11 protein-coding genes are annotated in these 23999 nt (G+C 42.6%); 2 read left to right on the forward strand and 9 right to left on the reverse strand.

Annotated elements, in window-relative coordinates; translation table 11 throughout:
* Window positions 1–322: 322 nt before the first annotated feature.
* The 7 genes from BACCOP_RS15835 to BACCOP_RS15865 form a co-directional block, all read right to left on the reverse strand.
* Window positions 323–2560: a glycoside hydrolase family 3 C-terminal domain-containing protein gene (locus BACCOP_RS15835; RefSeq protein ID WP_007570925.1), complete on the reverse strand. Its 2238-nt coding sequence runs from the start codon at window positions 2558–2560 to the stop codon at window positions 323–325.
* A gap of 39 nt (window positions 2561–2599) precedes the next feature.
* Complete coding sequence (locus tag BACCOP_RS15840) at window positions 2600–3850, reverse strand: glycoside hydrolase family 5 protein (protein WP_007570927.1); 1251 nt, start codon at window positions 3848–3850, stop codon at window positions 2600–2602.
* 17 nt (window positions 3851–3867) lie between these two features.
* Window positions 3868–6132 (reverse strand): beta-glucosidase BglX, encoded by a 2265-nt coding sequence (gene bglX / locus BACCOP_RS15845; protein ID WP_007570929.1) that lies wholly within the window; start codon window positions 6130–6132, stop codon window positions 3868–3870.
* A gap of 72 nt (window positions 6133–6204) precedes the next feature.
* Window positions 6205–7725: a RagB/SusD family nutrient uptake outer membrane protein gene (locus tag BACCOP_RS15850; protein WP_007570930.1), complete on the reverse strand. Its 1521-nt coding sequence runs from the start codon at window positions 7723–7725 to the stop codon at window positions 6205–6207.
* 18 nt (window positions 7726–7743) lie between these two features.
* Window positions 7744–10896, reverse strand: a complete 3153-nt coding sequence (locus BACCOP_RS15855; protein ID WP_040312178.1) for a SusC/RagA family TonB-linked outer membrane protein — start codon at window positions 10894–10896, stop codon at window positions 7744–7746.
* A 410-nt stretch (window positions 10897–11306) separates the two neighbouring features.
* Window positions 11307–13007: a DUF6377 domain-containing protein gene (locus BACCOP_RS15860; RefSeq protein ID WP_007570932.1), complete on the reverse strand. Its 1701-nt coding sequence runs from the start codon at window positions 13005–13007 to the stop codon at window positions 11307–11309.
* Window positions 13008–13188: 181 nt separating this feature from the next.
* Window positions 13189–14094, reverse strand: a complete 906-nt coding sequence (locus BACCOP_RS15865) for a glycosyltransferase family protein (RefSeq protein ID WP_007570933.1) — start codon at window positions 14092–14094, stop codon at window positions 13189–13191.
* A gap of 138 nt (window positions 14095–14232) precedes the next feature.
* On the opposite strand from BACCOP_RS15865, the gene BACCOP_RS15870 reads away from it, so the two are divergent.
* Together BACCOP_RS15870 and tamL are read left to right on the forward strand one after the other, a co-directional pair.
* Window positions 14233–18825, forward strand: coding sequence for a translocation/assembly module TamB domain-containing protein (locus tag BACCOP_RS15870; protein WP_007570934.1), 4593 nt, complete (start codon window positions 14233–14235; stop codon window positions 18823–18825).
* Window positions 18826–18846: 21 nt separating this feature from the next.
* On the forward strand, window positions 18847–21180 hold the full coding sequence (gene tamL, locus BACCOP_RS15875; RefSeq protein ID WP_007570936.1) for a translocation and assembly module lipoprotein TamL: 2334 nt from the start codon (window positions 18847–18849) through the stop codon (window positions 21178–21180).
* A 119-nt stretch (window positions 21181–21299) separates the two neighbouring features.
* On the opposite strand, the gene BACCOP_RS15880 is transcribed toward tamL, so the two are convergent.
* Window positions 21300–22736: a hypothetical protein gene (locus tag BACCOP_RS15880; protein WP_007570938.1), complete on the reverse strand. Its 1437-nt coding sequence runs from the start codon at window positions 22734–22736 to the stop codon at window positions 21300–21302.
* A 61-nt stretch (window positions 22737–22797) separates the two neighbouring features.
* Complete coding sequence (locus BACCOP_RS15885) at window positions 22798–23997, reverse strand: FimB/Mfa2 family fimbrial subunit (protein ID WP_007570940.1); 1200 nt, start codon at window positions 23995–23997, stop codon at window positions 22798–22800.
* Window positions 23998–23999: the final 2 nt, after the last annotated feature.

Genomic DNA, 23999 nt, shown 5'->3' on the forward strand with positions numbered 1-23999 from the left:
CTCAATTCAAAAAATATCTTTTTTAATAAATAAAAATTCTGCGTAACAACACTTAATTCTACCTCCAACCCACCCGTTATACCCTATACTACAACTATATCACGAATCAATATACAACTTTTTATCGCTGAAAATTTACTGCGTATTTTTTAGCACCTAATTTTAAAAGTCATCTCTTCTAGCTTTAATCCTGTTACAAAGAAAATAAACTTCTATTTTGAGCAGACCAAACCCTTCCCTTAAAAAACTTCCCCCTTCCAGCTTCGTATCACAAAGCCGAAAGAGGGAAGAACATATTTATCTGCAAAGATTAACTAAAAACTTATTTCAATTCAAATACGGTTTTCGACTTTATATCTTCCGCAGAAGCAGCTATAACAGCCTCAAATTTTCCAGGTTCTGCAATCCATTTATGCTGCTTGTCATCAAAAAAGCTCAAAGACGATTTGTCTATTGTAAAAGAAACTGTTTTAGTTTCTCCAGCAGCCAGTTTGACTTTACAGAAACCTTTTAATTCTTTTTCCGGACGAGAAAGTGAGCTCTTTTTATCACAAATATAAAGCTGAACGATTTCTGCTCCTTCTCTCTTGCCTACATTAGTAACAGGGACTGTCAGCACAATTTTTCCATCCTGAGTCATTTCTTTAGAATCCAGCGTAACCTTGCCGTACTCAAACGGAGTATAACTTAATCCATGTCCAAAGGCAAACAAAGGCTTAATATTTTCCTTATCGAGCCAACGGTAACCCACAAAAATACCTTCATTGTATTTCGCATCCCAGATATTCTCGTTCTCTCTCTTTACACCAGGATATTCACCCAATTCATGAGCTCCAACATCTTCCAGGCAAACAGGGAAGGTAAAAGGAAGTTTACCTGAAGGATTGACATCTCCCAAAAGGACAGATGCTATGGCGCTTCCGGCTTCACTGCCTAAAAACCATGCCTGAACAATAGACGGCACAGATTTCACCCAAGGCATAGCAACGGCATTACCCGATATGTTTACGACAATCAAGTTTTTGTTCACTTTTGACAAAGCTTCTATCAGCTGATCTTGTCCGTAGGGCAATCCCAGCTGTGCACGGTCTGCATCTTCACAATCCTGTCCTGCACTTTTATTTAAACCACCAAAGAAGATTACATAATCGCATTCTTTTGCCAGGCTGACAGCCTCAGCAATCAATTCTTCCGGCGAACGGTTATCTGACAAATCCTGTCCTGTAACAACTCCGTTGTATTCGCCACTGGCATCTCCGACATATCCTCTTGCAAAAAGAACTTCTGCCTTGCCGGCAACTCTCTTTTTCAAGCCATCGAGCGGTGAAATTTCATGTTTTACCTTCAAAGAAGAGCTACCTCCGCCAACGGTCATCATCTTCAATGCATTCTCGCCAATTACTGCAATTTTTGCAGCTTTATTCAAATCAATCGGAAGCACATTTCCTTTATTCTGAAGCAACACGATACCTTCTTCTGCAATGGTACGGGCCGCATCAAAATGTTCAGGACTTCCCATAGATCCGAAAGGACGATTGCGGTTCATTGTCGTACGGAATGAAAGACGAAGGATGCGACGAACTTTCTCGTCCAGCTCTTTGGTTGTATATTTACCCGATTTAATTTTATCCAGATAAGCTTTAGCCAGATAATAATTGTCATAAGCATTACTTGCTCCGTTCGACAGTCCGTTGGTCCAACTTCCGAACTCTAAGTCCAAACCGTTAGTAATGGCCTCGTCAGTATCGTGAGTACCACCCCAGTCGCTGACAACAACTCCGTCAAATCCCCATTCACCTTTCAATATATCATTCAGAAGATATTGATTATGGCAGCAATGCTGGTCTTTATAAAGATTATACGCTCCCATGATACTCCATGCATGACCTTCTTGCACCGCAGCTTTAAAGGCAGGCAGATAAATCTCATACAAAGCTCTGTCATCGACAATCACATTGGTTGTATGGCGATTGACTTCATGATTATTCAGAGCATAATGCTTTACACAGGCGGCAACGCCATTACTTTGAACCCCTTGTACATAAGGAACCACCATCTTGCTGCTAAGATAAGGATCTTCTCCCATATATTCAAAGTTACGTCCATTCAAGGGTGTACGATAAATATTTACGCCCGGTCCTAATAAAATAGTTTTATTTCGATAGCGAGCCTCTTCACCGATACTCTTGCCATACAACAAAGCCATGTCAGGATTCCAGGTCGCAGCCAGACATGTTAATGCCGGAAATGCAACACATGAATCGTTTGTCCATCCGGCCTGATCCCATTCGTCCCACAAAACCTCCGGACGAATACCATGAGGTCCGTCAGTACACCAGATCTCAGGAATACCCAAGCGGGAAACACCGGGAGAACAGAACTTAGACTGAGCATGAATCATAGCAATTTTCTCTTCCAGTGTCATTCTGGACAAGGCATCTTCAACACGTAACTCAACAGGCTTTGTATCATCTAAATAAACAGGTGTATCGACAGACTGCGCCGAAACAGAGGCAAACAGAACAAACGCCAACGCACCTAACAATATTTGTTTTTTCATGATATTAAATGTTTTATGATATTTCAAGAACTATTTCAACTATTGAAAACTAAAACCTAACGAGTGAATATATTCCTTTTGAGGTATGCAATTTTCTTTCTTACAATTCTGAATGAAATCATTCATCGCTTTCCGTACCATCTGCTGTTCAGGACGTGCCTTACGAATTTCGGCATAGCTGCCTCTGGGAGATTCAGAAAAGGCAACAATATGATTCCAGTTATCAGGCATCTGGATTCCCATTATACACGAGTCATCCTTTTTCTTATAAGGCCAGAATGTCCATCCTATATTATTTTCTTCCATGACTTTGCAAAAAGATGACTGCCATTCTGAAGTATTATGTCCTATCTCTCCCATATACATAGGTAAATTTACACTATCACGAAAAGCTATGAATTCCTGAATTGCTTCTTTCGTAGGAGCTCCGCCATAACGATGACAGGTATACATCAGTTTATCATCATATTTGGCATCCTTAAACGGCTTAAAGTTGCCATTCCATTGAGAACCTCCCAATAATATGATATGGTTGGTATCGACTTCACGTATTGCCTTGACAGCACGCTTATGCAAAGCTTCCAATTTACCATTCAACTCCTCCATGTTATCGAAATACGGAGCAATCGGCTCATTTATCAGTTCATAACCTAATATTACAGGTTCATTTTTATACCTTTCAGCAATGTTTCTCCAGATATCACAGAATAACTGCTGGCTACGTTCGCTTTCGAATAACCAGGGATAACCATAACTATCGTCAATATTGTCGCCAGTCTGTCCGCCCGGAGCATCGTGCATATCCAAGATCAAATACAATTTATTATCTCTACACCAGTTAACAACACTGTCAACACGTGCAAATCCATCTTGTTCCGCTGTCAGTCCCATATAATCTTCATCAGTAAATAGCTTATAATGGAACGGAAGGCGGATTGTATTTGCTCCCAAACCGGCAATAAACTCTATATCACGACGAGTTATATAATTGTCTTTAAACTGTTTCCAAAAATCGGCCGTAAAATCAGGTCCTACCAGTTCACAAAACATCTGGTTAATCATTCTGGCAGAATTGGTATTGGTGAAACCAAACATATATCCTTCAGGATTTAACCAGTTTCCCAAATTAGTACCTTTTATGTGTAAGGTATCTCCATCCGGTTCTATCAGACAGGCACCTTCAACATGTACAAATTTATTCTCATCCAGTTGATTTTCAACTTCCTTTTGAGATTGCTGGCAAGAAAATAAACATCCGGCCAAAGTGAGTGCTATAATCTGTTTTATCATAAAAAAAGCTCCTATATTTATTCTGCGACATTAAACTCAGTTGTCAAGCCTCCCTGACTATCGGAAGCTACCCACAATTTAAAGTCGCCCGGTTCAACTACCTTCTTCATATCTATATTCCAAAAAGCCAATTCTGATACCGGCAAATCAAACATAACCTGCTTAGATTCACCAGGCTGTAAATTGACACGCTGGAAGCGCTTCAACTCTTTCACCGGTCTGGTTACAGAGCCAACTTTATCTTGCACATATAACTGTACAACCTCTGTACCTTCATAACGTCCGGTATTTTTCAATTCAACAGAAACTTTCAATGTATCACTGACCGTCAATTTGCCCGAAACAATCTTCAGATTACCATAACTGAATGTCGTATATGACAAACCATATCCAAATGGGAATAATGGTGTAGAACCTGCATCAAGGAAGAAAGAACGGCATCCCACTGAAGTCTGTCCTGCTTCCATCGGAATTTCATCAAGCAACATTTCTTTCTCCAATGCCGGTCGTCCGGTATTATTGTGAGCATAATACATTGGAAGCTGACCTACCATCTTAGGAAATGTAACAGGTGTTTTTCCGCTTGGATTCACCTTTCCGAACAAGATATCAGCCAAAGCAGGTCCTCCCATTGTACCCGGATGGAAAGCATAAAGTACAGCATCCGATTCTTCTACTTCTTTAGCTATTGTCAGTGGTCGGCCTGCCATAACAACAGTAACAAGAGGTTTTCCTGTCTGTGACAATTTTTCTATCAGTTCCGATTGCAGACCTTGCAAGTTCAAATCGGCCAGAGAATGAGCCTCACCTGATAAAATGGATTCTTCACCTACAAAAGCCAATACGACATCAGCTTGCTTAGCTGCATTGACAGCTTTTGCCAATCCTGTTGTCTGTTTGTCGCGGCTATATGCCAGTGCCGGTTCATAAATAATACGCACCTTATCGCCATATACAGCACGCAATGCAGCCAAAGGAGTCTGCGTATGTGCTTTTTCTCCATCAAACACCCAAGTTCCCATCTGATCATGAGGAGCATCGGCCAAAGGACCAACGACAGCTACAGTATGTACTTCGTCAGCATTTAAAGGCAATGTCTGATTTGTATTTTTCAAAAGAATAACCGACTGTTCTACAGCCTGTTTTGCCTTAGCCAAATGTTCTGGTGAATATTTTACTGATTGTGGAGTAGAAACATAAGGATTTTCAAACAAGCCCAATCGGAATTTTAAGCGCAAGATGTTACGAACCGCCTCATCTATCTGTTTTTCGGATATTTTATTCTCTTTCACCAGATTTTCCAAGTTGCCAGAAAAAGCTCCACTAACCATATCCATATCGACACCTGCATCAAGTGATTTTTTTGCAGCATCGGCAGCGTCTTTACAAAAGCCATGAGTAATCATTTCGGTAGCAGAAGCCCAATCGGTAACAACCATTCCATCGTACTTCCATTCTTCCCGCAAGACATTCTTTAAAATAAACTTATTACCGGTAGAAGGCACTCCATCATTGTCATTAAAAGATGTCATAAAAGTTGCAGCTCCAGCTTTTGCTGCTGCTTCAAAAGGCGGAAGATATACGTTACGCAACAAGCGTTCCGGCAAGAAGGTTGAGTTATAATCTCTTCCACTTTCCGCAGCTCCATATCCTACAAAATGTTTTGCACACGCAGCAATAGAAGTCGGATCATTCAGTGAATCTCCCTGGAAACCTTCAATCATAGCTTTTCCCAATACAGCTGTAAGATAAGGGTCTTCACCACAGCTTTCGGCAATTCTTCCCCAACGTGGATCACGGGATACATCAATCATCGGAGCAAACGTCCATCGTATACCATCGGCAGAAGCCTCAATAGCGGCAACTCTGGCAGACTCACGAACCAGATCCGGGTTAAAAGAAGCAGCCTGTCCTAAACAAATCGGAAAAATTGTTTTATATCCATGAATAACATCACGTGCCATCAGTACGGGAATACCCAGCCGTGACTGCTCTACGGCTGTCTTCTGTATCTTATTTGCGACTTCCGCATTTACAATATTCAGAAACGAACCAACTTTTCCTTCTTTGACCAAAGCATACATTTCTTCCTCACTACCATACGGACTCAGCTGGTTCATTTGGCCGATTTTCTCCTGAAGTGTCATCTTCCCTAACAGATTCTCGACCTTTTTCTCTATCTCATCTTTTCCTGTTTCCTTTTCTCCGGATGAAACACAAGAAAAAAAAGAAAATGTCGCCACCATAAGAGAAGCCGACAGTAAGTATATTTTATTTTTCATAAACAAATTATTTACATTTCAGGAAAGGCATTCCAATGATATAAATCACTGAAAAGCCTTTCCTCATTGTGATTAATATGGATTCTGTGTCAAAGTTCCAGCAGACTTATCGATTTCACTAGACGGTATAGGCAAGTACTTTTTGTTATCTTTATAACCACGACTTCCTAAAACCTCATTAGCTTTTCCTGAACGTACCAGATCCCAGAAACGCTTACCTTCACCATACAATTCAAGATGTCTTTCTTCCAAAACATTATCAATATTGGCAACAACCTTATGAGCTCCCAAATTTTCTACAGTAGTACGATAAGCTCTGGCTCTTACCTGATCCAGATAATTTTGTGCCTCGGCAGTATCGCCTCCAGTACGCAATATCAGTTCGGCTGCATTCAATAATGTTTCAGCATAACGGTATACACGTAAGTTATTTCTATAATTCAAGTCCTTGTCACCCGTACACTGACTATTTCCACCCTGGCGAGGTAAATATTTCAACAAGAAATAACCAGTATCTTCATAGCGCGGTGTATACGAAGCATTCGGATGAGTTTCTTGATATTTTGCAAAATTCAAAATACCGCCGTCCTTACGCTGGTCATCATCGTCGTAAGAATTATACAAGTCCGGATTCACGGTACCAAATCCCCATCCGCCTGCAAACTTTTCATCTTTACATTCGTTTATTCCGATCAGAGTAGGAAGAACTGTACCACCGGCAGCAATCGGATTTCCCCAGCTACGCTGAGCATTCAGATCGTGATAGTTTATTTCCCAAATGGATTCTTCACACCATTCGCCTGCATCTTCCCACATTCCAGCAAAATCATCATGCAGACTATACAACTGAGAAGATATAATAGAGCGCATATCCGACAAGACTTCAGCATAACGGCTTTCATCGTTCTGATACATCACAACTTCTGCTTTCAGCATTTGTGCGACAGCTTTGGTAACTCTTCCTTTCATTGTAATATCAACAGATTCGGGCAAGCGATTTTCTCCCAATGCATAATCCAGATCTTCTATAATTTTCGGATACACTTCATCTGCTGAAATCTGCTCTACCAAATAAGGAGAAGTAGAAGGATTCACGGTATAATAAGGTATGTTTCCCCACAATTTCCACAGCCATGTATAATAATAAGCTCTCAGAAAATGTGCTTCAGCCAAATAACGTTCCTTATTTTCCTGAGATATACCAGGAATACCATCCATTTTTGCCATAACAATATTGGCACGGTTGATTCCTGAATAAAATACACTCCATAAACTACTGCAAACGATTTCGGGAGTAGCTGTAAACTTATGCATGCGATGCCAGTGCTCATTATCTTGCTCTGTTGAACCTCCGGCATAAATATCGTCCGACATAACATCTGCAACCAGATTCAAAGGATTATACTGTCCCAGTCCCCAGTCAGGCCACTGCAAAGGATCGTAAGCAGCAACCAGTGCACTATAAATACGTTCTTCCGAGTTATAATACTCATCCTCGCTTATATTCACGGTAGGATATACTTCCAGAAAAGAATCACTGCAAGAAGCCAAACTCATTAGTGCTAAAGCACCACATATAAAATATTTTTTCATTTTTTCTCAGTTTAAAAGTTAGAAAGTAATATTTGCGCCAACTGTAAATGTCTTGGCCTGAGGATAAACTCCTTTATCAACACCTAAAGAAGTACCACCTGAAGAAATTTCCGGATCGAAACCATCGTAGCCTGTAATTGTAAACAGGTTTTCAGCTCCAACGTATACACGCAAATTCTGCACAAAGAATTTTGTTGTTACAGCCTTAGGCAAAGTATATCCTAACTGAATATTCTTCAGACGTAAGTATGAACCGTCTTTTATATACAAATCAGAAGACAACCAGTTTCCATTTTCATCATTTTCACTCAAACGAGGATATTTGTTGGAAGTACCTTCTCCGTGCCAGCGGTCTAACATATAAGAAGGCAGGTTAATGCTCTTCAAGTCAATACGGCGAGAACCATCAAAGACATCATTACCGATAGTACCCTGGAAGAAAGCATTCAGGTCGAATCCTCTCCAGTCTAAAGCGATAGAGAATCCTACAGTCCAGTCTGGCATACCTTTACCGATCTTCACACGGTCTGCGTCATCAATCTTTCCATCTCCATTCGCATCAACAAAACGTACATCTCCTGGCTGTGCATTAGGCTGGATTTTCTCTCCCTTTGAATTTACATATGAATTGACTTCATCCCAATTCTGGAAGATACCAGCAGTTTTCTTTCCATAGAAGAACGGGAAAGGTTCTCCGTTTTCGGCACGTGTAATTGTTCCGATATTCTGGATAGCATCATAGTTAGCCCAACCTTCGGCATTACCCAGTTCGATCAGTTTATTTTTCAGGTAAGAAGCATTGGCTCCGAATTTAACATTCAAATCAGAAACCTGGAATCTATAAGACAAATCCATTTCAATACCAGAGTTTTCCATCTTACCCACATTACCCATCGGAGGAGTATCACCAACATAAGCAGGCAACGGCATCTGCATCAGCATACCATCTGTTTTCTTCTTATACCAGTCTACTGTAAAAGTAAGTGCATTACCCAAAAATCCGAAATCCAATCCCAAATCAGTCTGGCTGGTTTCTTCCCATTTCAAATCAGGGTTAGGCAATCCATTAGGTTTAGCTCCTACCACAATAGCTTCATTGCCGTTAGCACCAAAAATATAATTGTTACCACTGTTCATAATGGCTGTATAGCGGAAGGCATCAATACGTTCATTACCATTCTTACCCCAGCTTGCACGTAATTTCATAGAAGTAAGCCATTCAGGACGTTTTTCCATGAATTTTTCATTTGTGATATTCCATCCTAAAGATAATGAAGGGAATACAGCATATTTGTTATTCGGGCCAAAGTTAGATGAACCATCCCGACGTATTGTTGCCTGGAACATGTAGCGTTCAGCATAGTTGTAGCTGACACGAGCAAACATAGATGCCAGTGTTGAAAAAGGCTGAGCTTGTCCTGTAGCTTCCTGATCGGCTTTTGTTCCTTGTCCGAAGTTGATGTTGGCTTTATCAGGATCCAGAGATTGCAAATTGTAGTTCTTTCCCCACAAGGTACGTCCCTGATATTTCTTTGCAGACTGTCCTAATATAACAGATACTGAGTGCTGTCCAAAGGTCTTGTCATACGACAATACATTTTCCAGCTGCCATGTATATCCTCTGTTCATGCCCGACCATGCAGAAGACTGAGTCTGACTGTTGCTCTTTCCCAGATAGTAAGGATATATCCAGCCATCATTTCCCCAGAATGCCAAATCAGCACCATAAGTTGTTTTAAACTTAAGACTGTCCCACAGTTGAAGTTCACCCCAGAAAGAAGCGACGAATTTATCAGAGTTGTTTACATCTCCCGGCAACTCCAATTGAGCCAGCGGATTGGTTATTTCGTTATACGCATCACCAACAATGGTATAAACATTTCCATTTTTATCTTTTATTGCTGTAGGATATTCTTTCAATACAGCTTCAGGATCTTCAGCATACACAGGGAGTGTAGGAGCAATCATCAGCGCACTACCCAACGGACCACCTTTTTCATTGTTTGTATCAACTCCTACTGATTTAATACGAGTATAACCGATATTGGTTCCAATTTTAAATGATGAAAGCCAGTTACGGTTTTTAGTCTGATCGAACAATGTATAATTAGAATTCATACGTAAAGTGAAACGTTCGTAATTTGAACGATCGAAATTACCTCCAACAATACCGTCTTGCTTGAAATATCCTGTTGACAAAAAGTATGAACCTTTATCAGAACCTCCGCTGACACTTATCTGGTGATTCATTATCGGTGCATTAGAGTTGAACAAAGCATCTTGCCAGTCTGTTCCCTCTCCTGCTGCTTCCGGATTGGCATAAGGAGCATCTTTGCCTGAGTTAACAGCCATTTCATTCATCAACGTTTCGTACTCAACTGCATTAAGAACATCTCTCTTTCTCCAAGGATTTTGCCAACCGTATGAGAAGTCATAGCTAATAACAGCTTTTCCTTTGCTTCCTCCTTTTGTAGTAACCAATACTACACCATTGGCAGCACGAGCACCATACACAGCAGCAGAAGCTGCATCCTTCAAGACCTCGATAGATTCTATATCAGAAGGATTCAAATAATCGATACCACCATCAACCGGCATACCGTCAACGATGTAAAGAGGGTCAGAATTGTTTATGGTACCAATACCACGAATACGTACCTTTGCAGCATCACCAGGCTGTCCGGATGCAGAAGTAACCGTTACTCCTGAAGTCTGTCCCTTCAACATATTATCTACACGGGTAGGAGTTACATTTTTCAAATCGTCAGAGCTAACCCGGCTGATAGATGCTGTCACAACACTTTTCTTTTGAATTCCATAACCTACTACAATGACTTCATCCAAAGTTTCGGTGTCTTCTTTTAAAATAAAATTCAAAGGTTGTGTACCTGTTGCCTTTTTCATTTGCGTTACATAACCAATGTACGATACTTCAATTTGAGAACCATCTTCTACATTGGCAATACTAAAATTACCGTCAAAATCGGTTATCACACCATTGGTAGTTCCCTTCACCAAAACGCTGGCTCCAATTACCGGCTCGCCCGATGAATCTTTGACGTTTCCACTTACTGTTATTTGTTGTGCAAACAAATGAACAGAAAAACACAATAAACAACATAGAGACAATACAAACCGAGTAATCTGTACCGGTTGAAAATTGTTCTTCATACTAGTAAATTTTTTAGTTAACATAATAGAATATTTGATTAAAAATTCTGGAAGCAAAATTAGATACTAAAGGACGTTAATCTATTCTAAAGTAAAGTCAGCAAGTAAGATTACAAAAAGATAACATACTGATTATCAATGCATATATAAAACTAACAGGTAAACTATACGATTGACATATAGAGTGACTTATACGCCTTTACAAGTCTGAAAAGCAGCTTTCGGGAATGAGATTTACCTCTTCTTCCCATTACAACAGGAAAGAACAAGCTTTTCTAAAACATGAACAATACAAGAAAACAAGCCATAGCACACTACAAAATAGCGTGTACTATGACCTGTTCTCAACCGGAAGAAAAACTTAAATCAAGAAGTTCTCTCCGCTAAAAAAGTCTATTTTGAATTTCCTATTACTTGCCTCCTCTTCCCAACAAGCGAACAGCTTCGGCAAATTTATCTTTAGGTATAATTGCTTTATTTCGCATGCGCAACCTATGATTGTACACTGTTTGAGGAGAACAATGCAAAAAGTCAGCAATCTTGACACTATCATTTATACCCAATCTGACCAATGCATAAATACGAACTTCCGTGTTCAGTTCGCTTGCATCTTTCAATAAAATCTGCTCTTCAGGACGAAGCAAAGAATTTAAATCCGCTACAAAGTCAGGATAAACCCGCAAAAAGATAGCATCAAAATTGGCATAAAAGTCTTTAAGTTCGTTTTGAGTCAATGAAGAGTTATCAGTCAATTGTCTTGCCTCTTCAAACTGACCAGTCTTTAGTTTACGGTTAATGTTTTTCCGATACTCATCCAACTTACTGATATAGTTCGAGCAAATAGAGAACACATGTCCGATATATTCTTCTTTTACATCATTCGACTCTTGAAGCTTCTGGTTAGCACTTCTAAGCAGTTCATTCAAGTTCTGAAGCTCCTGATTGGCTAAGGCCAGCTGTTTATGCATCTGTGAAAGTTCAACAACATGTTGATTAAGAGAGTGATTTGCAGAATCCAGTTCTGTACGCGACTTTCTCAACTTTTTCGTCTGACGATAAAGACCAATCAAGGCCAGTACCAGGATTATCGAGAAAAAAGTAACTACATACAAATAATTTTGCAATGAATTACGCCATCTTATATCACGTTGCTGATAATTAGCATATATCTTATCTAATTCTGTAGATATATTAATGATACGCACCCGGTTGGGATAAAGCAAAGCAGCCTTCAAGCAATAATTCATGTAAGCATACGCGCGGTCAATATCTCCTGCATCATACAATAACGATGAAAGTTCCTGCAACGAAGCAATATCGCGATTGCAGACTCTCAAATCAGCCATTGCCGAATAAATCAGATAAATCATGGTTTTTTCTTTATCTCCTAGCCGCTTATACATATTCGAAAGGCCATAAGCGTTCATTGCATCCAGCCGTGTATTATGATGAGAAGACAATACAACGTTCTCTAAGGCCGAAAACAAGCTATCTTCAGGAGAGAGTTCATTACATGACGCTACACACCACCAATAAAGGGGATCTTTCGGACGGACTAAGGCCAGCATGTGCTTATTGGCATTCTCGAACTCATTATAATACTTATTATTAACCTGCTTCTGGTCGCCCATATATTGCCCTAAATGCGAATACAGGTAAGAACGCTGATAGTAATACGAGAGTTTCAGTCCGTCAGACAAACTGGTAGAATCAACTTTTTCCAGCACTTCACCTGCTTCTTTTAACAATCCTGTTGCAGCAAACATAAACGAACGGTTTATCAGCCATTCATCCTGCCAGTCCTTCTTTTTAAGTTCGGTAGCAATCTGTATATTACGGTCAACGTATTTCATTGCAGAATCAGCATTGAATACGAAAGATTCGTCATATAGCATTTTATTTATCCAGAATTCCTCTTCAAGATTTGCAGCATTCGATAACTTTTTCTTCAATTGCGCTATTTTAAGCTCTTTCTGCGATGCCAACTCTCCAGTTTGTACTAATATAGAATCGAGTGTAGCAAGAAGCTGCGGAATCTCTTTTTCCACCGATTCCGCATAAATCCATCCAATCCAGTTAACTAGCAGCCAAAATAAAATGTGCTTCCTCATAATATCTTTTATATTAGTGCAAAGTTAACCAAAATTCAGAAAAAAAAGATTAAAATCCATTTCGCAATATTTACCGGTCAGGCATAACTTCAACAAAAAAATTTCCTTTACACGCTTACTTCATGACAAACACAAAGCTTACGCATAAAGGAAATTTCCCTGTATAGTATATGTTCAATTATCAGAACAGCTTGCTAGGATATTCTCCAGAGTCGGCAAGAGCCTGCAATTTATCAACTACACCCTGACGGTCGGCTGCATATGTTACTCCAAACCAGCGAGAAGTAGTATCAAGAACTTCTACAGTAGCAGTACCATCGTTGATCAGCTTATTGACCATGAGCGGAATGTAGTATTCAGCTTTAGGCTTATCGATGTTTTCTTTCAGGAAGTCGATGAAATATTCTTCAGAGTAGTTGAAATAGTCAGGAGTGAAGCCCCACATATTCATTGAAACCGGAGTATTATCTTCGATGCCTACCCATTCGCCATTTTCATCTTTATAAGAAACGACACCGTTAATACGCATAATTTCAGTACGTTCTACTACTGTTGTCAGATGTCTGTTTTCGTCGGTAGAACAGATACCGCGAGCTACTGTACCACTTTCACTCAGGGTATTTCCAACACGGAATCCTACCATACAATATGTATTCTTAGCTCCTTCAGGAAGTTCAGACAAGAATTTACCGATTACAGCAAAACTGTCACGTCCGTAGAAGTCGTCAGCATTGATTACGGCAAAAGGTTCACGGATCACTTCCTTACCCATCAACACTGCATGGTTTGTACCCCATGGTTTTACACGTTCAGCCGGACAAGTAAATCCTTCAGGAAGCTTGTCGATGCTTTGAAATACTACTTCTACTGGAATATGGTTTTCGTACTTGCTGATGATTTTCTTACGGAAATCTTCTTCAAAATCTTTTCTGATTACGAATACAATCTTTCCAAATCCGCCACGGATAGCATCAAAAATGGAATAATCCATAATTGTTTCACCATTGGGACCCAGACCGTCAAGCTGTTTCAAACCTCCATAACGACTTCCCATTCCGGCAGCCAGAACAAACAAAGTTGGTTTCATAATATATCTTTTAAAATTAAGTTATAGCACAAAGGTAAAGAATTTATATAAATACAACTAAATAGTTCCAGAACAAAATGAATACTAATTCGGTTATTTTATATAAATTCGCACAAACAATACAGCTTGACTTGGCCTATGAAAAAATATCTGCGATGGACAGGGATCGCCGTAGCATCTCCGTTCATATTATTTATATTGCTATGTATTCTGATATACATACCTCCTATTCAGAATTTTCTGGTAAACACGGCTACACGCTACGCTTCCGAAGCCACAGGTATGCAAATCTCGATAGGAAGAATCTCTCTTTCATTTCCGTTAGATTTGGTAGTAAACAATACCGTAATTATCGACAAGCAGGATACCATACTGAATGCCAAGAAATTAACAGCGAAGATCCAGTTAACTCCCCTGCTGAGAAAGAAAATCGAACTTGACGGTCTGGAGTTGAGCAAGGCATCTGTAAATACGGCAAACCTCATCGAAGGTATGACGCTGAAAGGAAATCTGGGAGAGCTATTCGTATCCTCACATGGCGTAGAGCTCGATCCGGAAACTGCCATTGTCAACACTCTTTCTTTAAAGGATACTCATTTATCCATCTGCATGGCCGATACTACAGCCTCAGATACGACCAGCTCGCAACCGGTTTTCTGGAAAATACAACTGAAAAATGTTGATTTCGAAAACGTTTCGTTTGCCATGCAAATGCCGCTGGGTACATTCAGCATGTCAACATCGCTCGAAAAGCTTTCTCTACGGAACGGACTGGTTGACTTACATAAGTCGGCATACTCGGCAGGTTCACTTAAACTGACAAACGGTAGTGCTTATCTTGATACCAATACACTTCCTGCTGCCGAAGGATTCGATGCATCGCATATCGGCATTACCAACATCAAGCTGGATGTAGACTCTGCCTACTATGCCGGAAATGATATCTATGCCAATATCCGCGACTTCAACTTAAAGGAACGCTCCGGACTGGAAATTGTTTCAACAAAAGGAAAACTGGTATCGGATGCCAAGACACTGAAAGTTCCGTCGTTGCAGATAACAACCCCCGATTCGTATCTCGAATTCAGCGCATCTATGGACTGGGAGGCGACTGATGCTGAAAAAGACGGTATGATCAATGCTCGTCTGATGGCTGACATCGGCAAGAATGATTTACTGAAGGTTATCACCGGAATGCCGGAAGATTTCATAAAAAAATATCCGTCTGCCCCATTGCAGATACGTGCCGGCATAGACGGAAACTTGAAGGAGATTCGTCTTACCACGCTCTCGGCAAGCATTCAGGATGCTTTCCGTGCACAGGCTACGGGAAGTATTACGTTGCCTATGGACAGTCTCCAGAGAAACGGTAACATCAATTTATCGGTAGAAACGGGCAACTTGAACTTTGTAGAAAGTATGCTCAGCGGTGTCGTGCTGCCATATGGCATGAAACTGGAAGGAGAAGCTTCGGTCAACGGCAGTCTGCTCGGAGCAAACATGCAGTTCTTTCCGGGCAAAAAAGCCAATGTTATTTTAAAAGCTGACTATGATTTGCAAAAAGAAGGCTATCTGGTCGACCTGAATATCGACAGTCTCAACATACACGAGTTTATGCCGCATGATTCGATATTCGGACTTTCGACCTCACTGCATGCCGAAGGAAACGGATTCGACTTTTTCTCTCCGAAAACATCCGCTCTGCTGAAGGGTGAGGTTTCACACTTCCGGTATGGCTCGCTTCTGTTTTCCGGAGTCACACTCGATGCCGGTCTGAAACACTCTCAGGCTTCAATGATGCTGAATGTCAACAACCGGGCAATAGACGTATCGGCCAATTTGCAGGCATTGCTTCAGCCGAATATGATAAAGGCCGACCTGAACACCCATGTGCGGCTGTTAGACTGGCAGGCATTGTCACTTATGAGTACGCCTTTCAGTTCGTCGATGAACATCGAGGTGCATGCACAGACGGATATGAAGCAACGCCACAAAGCACGTGCTACCGTCAGCGGTATACAGCTCGTAACAGCCGAAAGAAACTTCAGGACTAAAGACCTGCATGCCGGTTTCGATATGGCTACCGATTCGGTAAGGGGATATGTCAATGCAGGCGATTTGACTTTCCTGTTCAAATCGGCCAACAGCCTCGACAAGTTTATGAGCAAGAGCGACCTGGTAGCCAAGGAGTTTGGAGAGCAGTGGAAGAAAAAACACATAAATCAGCGCCTGATCAGAGAAATGCTGCCTTCGGCACAGTTGAAAGTATTCTCCGGATCAGACAATCCGGTGGCCAACTTCCTGGCTTCACAGCATGTAAACTACAATCGTCTGCGGGCCAGCTTCAGTACTTCGCCGGAAGACGGATTAAACGGTTCCATCGACTTGTACGGCTTGCGGACCGACAGTCTTCAACTGGATACGATTTACTTCAAAACGTTGCAAGACTCTGTGCAGGTGAAATTCTACAGTGGTGTAAAGGCTCTTGCCAACAAACGTCAGGAAGCCTTCGACATTTCACTGAACGGATATATCGGATCTACCGATGCACAACTGGCAATAGGTTACCTGAACGGTAAAAGAGAAACCGGAGTTGATCTCGGCCTAAAGGCACAGCTACGCCCCAACGGCATCAGCATGCACATCACTCCGGACAATCCTACTCTGGTATATCGTCCGTTTAAGGTGAACCACGGCAACTATATCTATCTGAGTGACGAGGGACGTATCCATGCCGACGTCAAGATATACGATGAGAATCATTCCGGATTATCCTTATATTCTACTCCGGACTCTCTCGTACAGCAGGATCTTACCGTAGCTCTCAACCAGATAGACATAGCTGAGTTCCGGCGCATCATCCCATATATGCCCGACATAGCCGGCTTTATCAACGCCGAGGCACACTATATACAAAGCGAGTCGAGCATGCAAGTTGCAACCGACATAGGAATCAACAACCTTGCCTACAACAAACAACAACTGGGCAACTGGGAAATGAGTGCCGTATATCTGCCTAAAGAAACAGGAGAACACAGCATAGACGGCTTCCTGATGCTGAACGATGAAGAAATAATGAGCCTGAACGGAACGTACCTTTCTGCCACGGGGAAAAATGATAAAGATAATCTGACGGCAGATGTGAACCTGCATCATCTGCCGCTGAAGGTAGCCAACGCATTCATTCCCGATGATATAGCCAGGCTGAAAGGCGACCTGGACGGTTCGATTTCCATAGAGGGTTCCACGTCACAGCCCGTCTTGAACGGAGAACTGGAACTTGACAGTGTAATAATCAATATTCCACAGGCTTCACTGAACCTGCAACTCGACAACCGACCGCTGAAGATTGAGAACAGCCGACTAAAATTCGAACGCTTCAACATCTTTACCAAGGGAAAGACACCGTTCAGCATAGACGGTTACGTAGACATGACCGACATGGCTGCCATGGATATAAACCTGAAAATGGAAGCGCATAACTTTGAGCTGATCAATGCCAAACAGACCAAAGAGTCGCTGGTACACGGTAAGATTTATGTCGATGTAAATGCCATGCTGAAAGGACGGCCGGATGCCCTTACCATGAGAGGCAACATGAATATTTTAGGAAGCAGTGATTTCACTTATGTACTGAAAGACTCTCCGCTGACCGTAGAAGACCGCCTGAACGAAACTGTCACGTTTGTGGACTTCAGCGATACGACTCACATAGCCAAGCCTCACATTCCTGCCATGTCGCTGGGAGGTATGGATATTTTGATGACACTTCACATCGACGAGGCTGTGCAGGCACGTGTCAACTTAAATGAAAGCGGAAGCAACTACATGCTGCTGGAAGGTGGAGGCGACTTGTCATTCCAGTATCAGCCCGACGGAAACATGCTGCTCAACGGCCGTTATTCGCTGATAAGCGGAGAAATGAAATACGAAATGCCTATCATCCCGCTGAAGACTTTCTACATTCAGGATGGAAGCTATATCGAATGGACCGGAAACGTTATGAACCCGAATCTGAACATAAAGGCTTCGGAACGGGTGCGTGCGTCGGTTTCTTCCGATGGAGAAAGTACGCGTATGGTAAACTTCAACGTGGGAGTGAATCTGACAAACCGCCTGGAAGATCTGGGCTTTACCTTCACACTCGAAGCTCCCGACGACGGTGCCATGCAGAACGAACTCGCTGCCAAATCGGCCGAAGAGAAAAACAAGCTGGCTGTCACCATGCTGGTTACGGGTATATATATGTCAGAAAGCAATACCGGAGGCAAAGGATTCGACACCAACAGTATGCTGAACTCGTTCCTGCAAAGTGAGATAAACAAGATAGCAGGAAATGCACTGAAAACAATAGATATAAACTTCGGTATGGAAACGACCGATGAAGGCGCAACCGGAAATACCCGTACGGATTATAACTTCCAGTTTGCCAAACGATTCTGGAACAACCGCTTCCAGGTTATCATCGGAGGAAAAATATCTACCGGAAACGATGTACAGCAGCAAGACGAGTCGTTTATCGACAACATTTCGCTGGAATACCGTCTGGACAACAGCGGTACACGCTACATCAAGATTTTCCACGACAAGAATTACGAAAGCATACTCGACGGTGAAGTGATAGAAACAGGAGCCGGTATCGTACTGAGAAAGAAAGTGAGCAAACTAAGCGAACTGTTCATCTTCCGCTCCCGCAAAAAGAAACAGCCCGAACAAACAACAGAAAACTGATTGAAGCATAATTACATATCCATGAAGAAATATAAAACATATCATATCCTGACGCTTCTGCTTGCAGCCATGATGGCTGTATCATGCTCTACAACAAAGCACTTGCCGGAAGGGGAAACCTTGTATCTGGGATTGAAGAAAGTAACCATCAACAACGAAGACAAGAGCAAGGCAGGACAAAAGGCACTTGCCGAAGCGGAAGGAGCTATCAGCATTGCTCCGAACAACGCCATCGTGGTAAAGCCCAATATCCGTTTTCCGATACCTTTCGGACTATGGATATACAATCGCTTTGAAAGGTATGAAAAAGGCTTCGGAAAGTGGATATTCAAAAAACTGGCTGCCAAACCGGTATATGTTTCTACCGTAAATCCAGAAACCCGAATAAAAGTAGCGTCCAATCTGCTGCACGACTACGGGTATTTCGGCGGAAAAGTAACTTACCGGGTAGACAGTACCCGTAACCCGCGGGCTGTAAAACTGAGTTACGACATCGATATGGGAAATCCGTACTACATAGATACCGTGACATACGAAGGATTCAGACCACAAACCGACAGTCTGATTCATGCACATTTCGACGAACGGCTGATACACAGCGGAGATAATTTCGACGTGACGGTCCTGAATCAGGAACGGCAGCGTCTGATAGACCTCTTCCGCGACAACGGATACTACTACGCAAGAAATGAATTCATCACTTTCCTTGCCGATACAATCATGCGCAAAGGGTACGTCAAGTTAAAGATTGTACCCCGGCAAAGTATTCCCGAAGAAGCCCTCCGCACGTATCATATCGGACATACTTCTGTGTACCTGACGGGATATAACGGTGAACAGCCTGACGACTCACTGAAGATGCGCAACTTTACCATCTATTACTCCGGAAAGAAGCCGGGCATCCGCTACGGCGTACTGCGCAAGCGTTTCCTGTACCGTAAGGGAGAAGTCTATTCGCAGACCAGACAGAACTATACCCAGGAAGCTCTGGCACGACTGGGTGTGTTCAAGTTCAGCGAGTTTCAATATACTCCCCGTACAGGAGCAGAAAAAGATACACTCGACGTACGCGTGAATGCCATGTTCGACTTGCCCTACAACAGTGAGCTGGAGCTTAACGTCACTACCAAGAGTACCAAGCAGACCGGTCCCGGAGCCATATTCAACCTGTCGCGTAAAAACTTCCGCCGCATGGGAGCCTCACTCAATCTGGAGCTGAAAGGTTCATACGAATGGCAGACCAGCTCAACCGTCGACGGCGACAAGTCTGTCATGAACTCTTACGAACTGGGAGCAGCCCTGTCACTGGAGTTCCCTCGCCTTGTACTTCCATGGGTACGCGACCGCATTGACCCGTTCCGCTTCCCGTCGCAAACGAACTTCAAGATTTATGCCGAACAGGTAAACCGTGCACGATACTTCAAGATGCTGTCTTTCGGAGGAACCGTTTCGTACAGTTTCCGCCCGTCAAGAAGCATGAAACATACCGTAACACCACTCCATCTGGCGTTCAACCATTTGCAGCACCGTACGGCTACATTCGACTCGATTGCACAGGCCAACCCCATGCTGTTTCACAGTCTGGACGACCAGTTCATCCCTTCGGTCACCTATACCTTTACCTACGATGATTCATGGCGTCACCGCCGGATGCGAATATGGTGGGAAAACTCTTTCAGCTCGGCAGGTAATGTCACCTCACTTATTTATGCAGCCTTCGGCAAGAGTCTGAAAGAAAGAGAAAAGAAATTCCTCGGAACTCCATTTGCACAGTTCCTGAAGTTCTCGAGCGAGATACGACCGCTTTACTACATCAACGACAAGCAGCAGATTGCCGGACGACTGATGGCCGGAGTAATCTGGGCATACGGTAACAAGACCATTGCTCCCTATAACGAACAGTTCTACGTAGGAGGAGCCAACAGCATACGTGCTTTCACGGTACGTTCTATCGGTCCCGGACGCTTTCATCCGGCCGAAAACGCAGCCTATTCGTACGTAGACGAAACGGGAGATATCAAGCTGGAAGCCAACCTGGAGTATCGCTTCCGCATTTTCTCCAACCTTTTCGGAGGCAATCTGAACGGAGCATTGTTTCTCGATGCCGGAAACGTATGGCTGATGCGGAAAGACGAAGCACGTCCCGATGCGCAGTTTACGTTCAACAAGTTCTTCGACAATATTGCACTGGGAACAGGTCTGGGTATCCGATACGACTTGTCTTTCCTTGTACTTCGCCTCGACTGGGGAGTAGCCCTGCACGTACCTTACGAAACAGGAATCTCCAAATACTACAACATACCGAACTTCAAGGACGGAATGGGTATCCACTTCGCAATCGGTTATCCGTTCTAAAATTAGAACAAACTATATGCAGAATACAGGAAAACCCACTGAATTCTGAAACAATATCCCCAACTTGCTAAATAAGTTGGGGATATTGTTCTTTTATTAACAAAATGTAATATAAATACCTAATTAAAGATAATAGAATTCATAATCTGCCATTCATGACGAGCATCAAGCACAAGCACTCCGGCTGAACTTAAATCGATAGGCTCATCTTCACCATAATTCTGCGATTGCCTCTTTTCCCCCATCGTATACAAACGATTACGTACAATACTAAAACAAGTTTCTGTATCAATATTATCGAGTTCGGTAATCACAGTACGTCCGTTCTCCCCATCAGGCAACGATACCAATGTACGGTCTTCACCTGCAGTTTCGTAATTACGTAAAATAATATCCCAATACTTTATCACTCTTCCTTCCGCATCAAGCATCTGCATTTGGAAAGTAGGTATTCCTTCTTCCACATCTCGCTGCGTCATAACAACCGAAACCCAAAAGCTATCACCGAACACCGTACCCCTCGGTAATGAAATCGTCCCCTTAGGATAGGCTTCCTCATCAGTCCGCCAGTTCGTATCGGCACTATCCAGATAACCATCACCATTCATATCCAGCGGCAACTGCACATTCTCTGTATTACCTGGAAACCACTTGCACAAATCAACCTCATATACAGAAAACGCATTGTTCACTGCCGATCCTGCCAGTGCACAGTCATAATCCATACGCGGATTCATGCCGTTTATCACATTATCCTTATGAAAATCGAAAGCATCGTCCACACTTCTGAATCCTCCGAAGATAATAGTCTGATTACGTTTGGTCGCAACTAGCCGCAGCTTAGCCACACTACTGCCGTTTACCTGCACCGGCACACGGGTAAAATAGCCGAACGTACCCGCTACCTGCCGGCGAGCTACCATCAGTCCATGCTGTGCCTCTGCTTCAGCACTCAGTTTGGAAAGAATCACTCCATTTTCCACCAAAAAAATTTCTGCACCTGCAAAAACTTCTTCAGCATACCCTCCATTAGGGACAGTTACGGTTTCAGTCTGATTGTAATAATCCCCTACTTCTACACCTTTAAACGGCTCATAGCCTCCGTAAGTTCCGCTTTGGTAACCAATTACATATGCCATGTAATTCTTTCCTTCCTCCAGACACTCACTGCCGGTAAGCGTAATCGTGGCATATCGTCCCTGTCCGTCTTCAGTACTCCAGGGATAACTTGCTTTGTTATCCGGATTACTCCAGTTTTCAATCGTCTTTTTATATACCACCTTTGCCGGGCTCTGATACTCCACAATCAGTATACTGAGCTTGTCGAACGTCTGCGTAGGTGTAACGCTCGAAATAGGACGGCGTGATGTGACAGTAGCCGGATTCACCCCTTCTCCACCTTCAAAAAGCTCGCCCACACTTTCTACCGCTACAGTAAACGTCTGCTGCAGTGGCTTCCCATTCTGTCCTTCTGCATCAAGCGACGACGAATCGCTGCAGGCAGAAAGAAGCATCAGGACGATGCCTGACATATAAATCAATCTAGTATATTTCATAAGTTAATCATCCAATTAAGAAACTTCATACCCTTGTAACTACCTTACACAGTGCCAATTGTTATTGCAACACGCCAGAACAGTCTATAGGTTTTGACGGAATCCCCAGACAATAAAAATGATTTGCCTCAATCGGGAAAAGATACTTGTCGAGGTCGTCGATAATACCTGTGCCTATATCAGTTTCGTCTTCGAAATCAAGCCCGTCGCTATTTTGCCAAGGCTTTATCAACCGTACCTTTTTGCTGGAACCTACAATACCGGTCATGGAGGTAGTAACAAACTCCGCTACAAGCGTATAGTCGTACAGCTCCCTGTCTGGGATATTGACAGGCAGCATAAATGCCGTCAGGGAACATTTGTAAGCATAATCAGAAACGACTCCTGAGCCAGGTTCTGGAAGATATAAATCATCCTTTGTAAAGGTCTTATCCATCAGTACCCTGCCCTCTTCGTTGAAAGAATCATTCCCGTAAGGGCTGGTAATATAATCTGTAATTCCACTTGCTGCTGGAGCACTGGGCAATAGTTTCACTTGTGTATTCTGCGAATTATAAAGCAATATTCTCACGCGCTCTACTTCCAGCGGAATCTGATCCAGGCAAACCTGCAGACCTGCGACTCTGCGCCACAAATTAATCTCACCAATATTCTTGTCACTCTCCGATGCTGGCTTATCTACGTACCCCGTAAAGAATTCCGAATGTGCCATATCAGTCGGAGTTTTACCTTCTTGAAGTGTAATCGGATCAATCAGCTTACTGCCTGTCTGAATAGACTCAGGCAAGCCATAGGTTTCTTTCGAGTTCATCCCGTCATAGTCTGGCATATTATCTTGCCCTGTCGCTCCATCTACACCTACCGCTACCAGCCGGTAAGTTTTTCCGACCGTAAATGTATAAGCAAACGTATACCGCATTACTGCCGTTTTATCCGGAAGATTATTAGCTCCAAAGTATTCTCTCCACCCCACATTAAAGCGGGCTTTACACTCACCATCGGTCCCAGCTTTGTCCATTTCGTAAATATAGAGATATACATCCGTAACGTGCTGCACACCACGAATATTATTTCCATAATCTCCATCATAAACCGGCAAGGAAGTACGGGTCTGCAAGTCACTCTGAGCCGCAATGGTAACCGTTACTCCCTCAACAGTCTGTATCGGTTCATTCTCCTTGCTGCATGAGGCTCCCAGCAGGAGGAAGCCACACACAGTCAGGGCACAAAATACAGCATGTATGAATTGTTTCATTTTCATAA

The organism is Phocaeicola coprocola DSM 17136 (assembly GCF_000154845.1).
GTDB lineage: Bacteria > Bacteroidota > Bacteroidia > Bacteroidales > Bacteroidaceae > Phocaeicola > Phocaeicola coprocola.

Excerpts from the sequence above, each read along its gene's own strand:
- BACCOP_RS15835 (WP_007570925.1), bottom strand. The coding sequence starts at position 2,560 with ATGAAAAAACAAATATTGTTAGGTGCGTTGGCGTTTGTTCTGTTTGCC.
- BACCOP_RS15840 (WP_007570927.1), bottom strand. The coding sequence starts at position 3,850 with ATGATAAAACAGATTATAGCACTCACTTTGGCCGGATGTTTATTTTCT.
- bglX (WP_007570929.1), bottom strand. The coding sequence starts at position 6,132 with ATGAAAAATAAAATATACTTACTGTCGGCTTCTCTTATGGTGGCGACA.
- BACCOP_RS15850 (WP_007570930.1), bottom strand. The coding sequence starts at position 7,725 with ATGAAAAAATATTTTATATGTGGTGCTTTAGCACTAATGAGTTTGGCT.
- BACCOP_RS15855 (WP_040312178.1), bottom strand. The coding sequence starts at position 10,896 with ATGAAGAACAATTTTCAACCGGTACAGATTACTCGGTTTGTATTGTCT.
- BACCOP_RS15860 (WP_007570932.1), bottom strand. The coding sequence starts at position 13,007 with ATGAGGAAGCACATTTTATTTTGGCTGCTAGTTAACTGGATTGGATGG.
- BACCOP_RS15865 (WP_007570933.1), bottom strand. The coding sequence starts at position 14,094 with ATGAAACCAACTTTGTTTGTTCTGGCTGCCGGAATGGGAAGTCGTTAT.
- BACCOP_RS15870 (WP_007570934.1), top strand. The coding sequence starts at position 14,233 with ATGAAAAAATATCTGCGATGGACAGGGATCGCCGTAGCATCTCCGTTC.
- tamL (WP_007570936.1), top strand. The coding sequence starts at position 18,847 with ATGAAGAAATATAAAACATATCATATCCTGACGCTTCTGCTTGCAGCC.
- BACCOP_RS15880 (WP_007570938.1), bottom strand. The coding sequence starts at position 22,736 with ATGAAATATACTAGATTGATTTATATGTCAGGCATCGTCCTGATGCTT.
- BACCOP_RS15885 (WP_007570940.1), bottom strand. The coding sequence starts at position 23,997 with ATGAAAATGAAACAATTCATACATGCTGTATTTTGTGCCCTGACTGTG.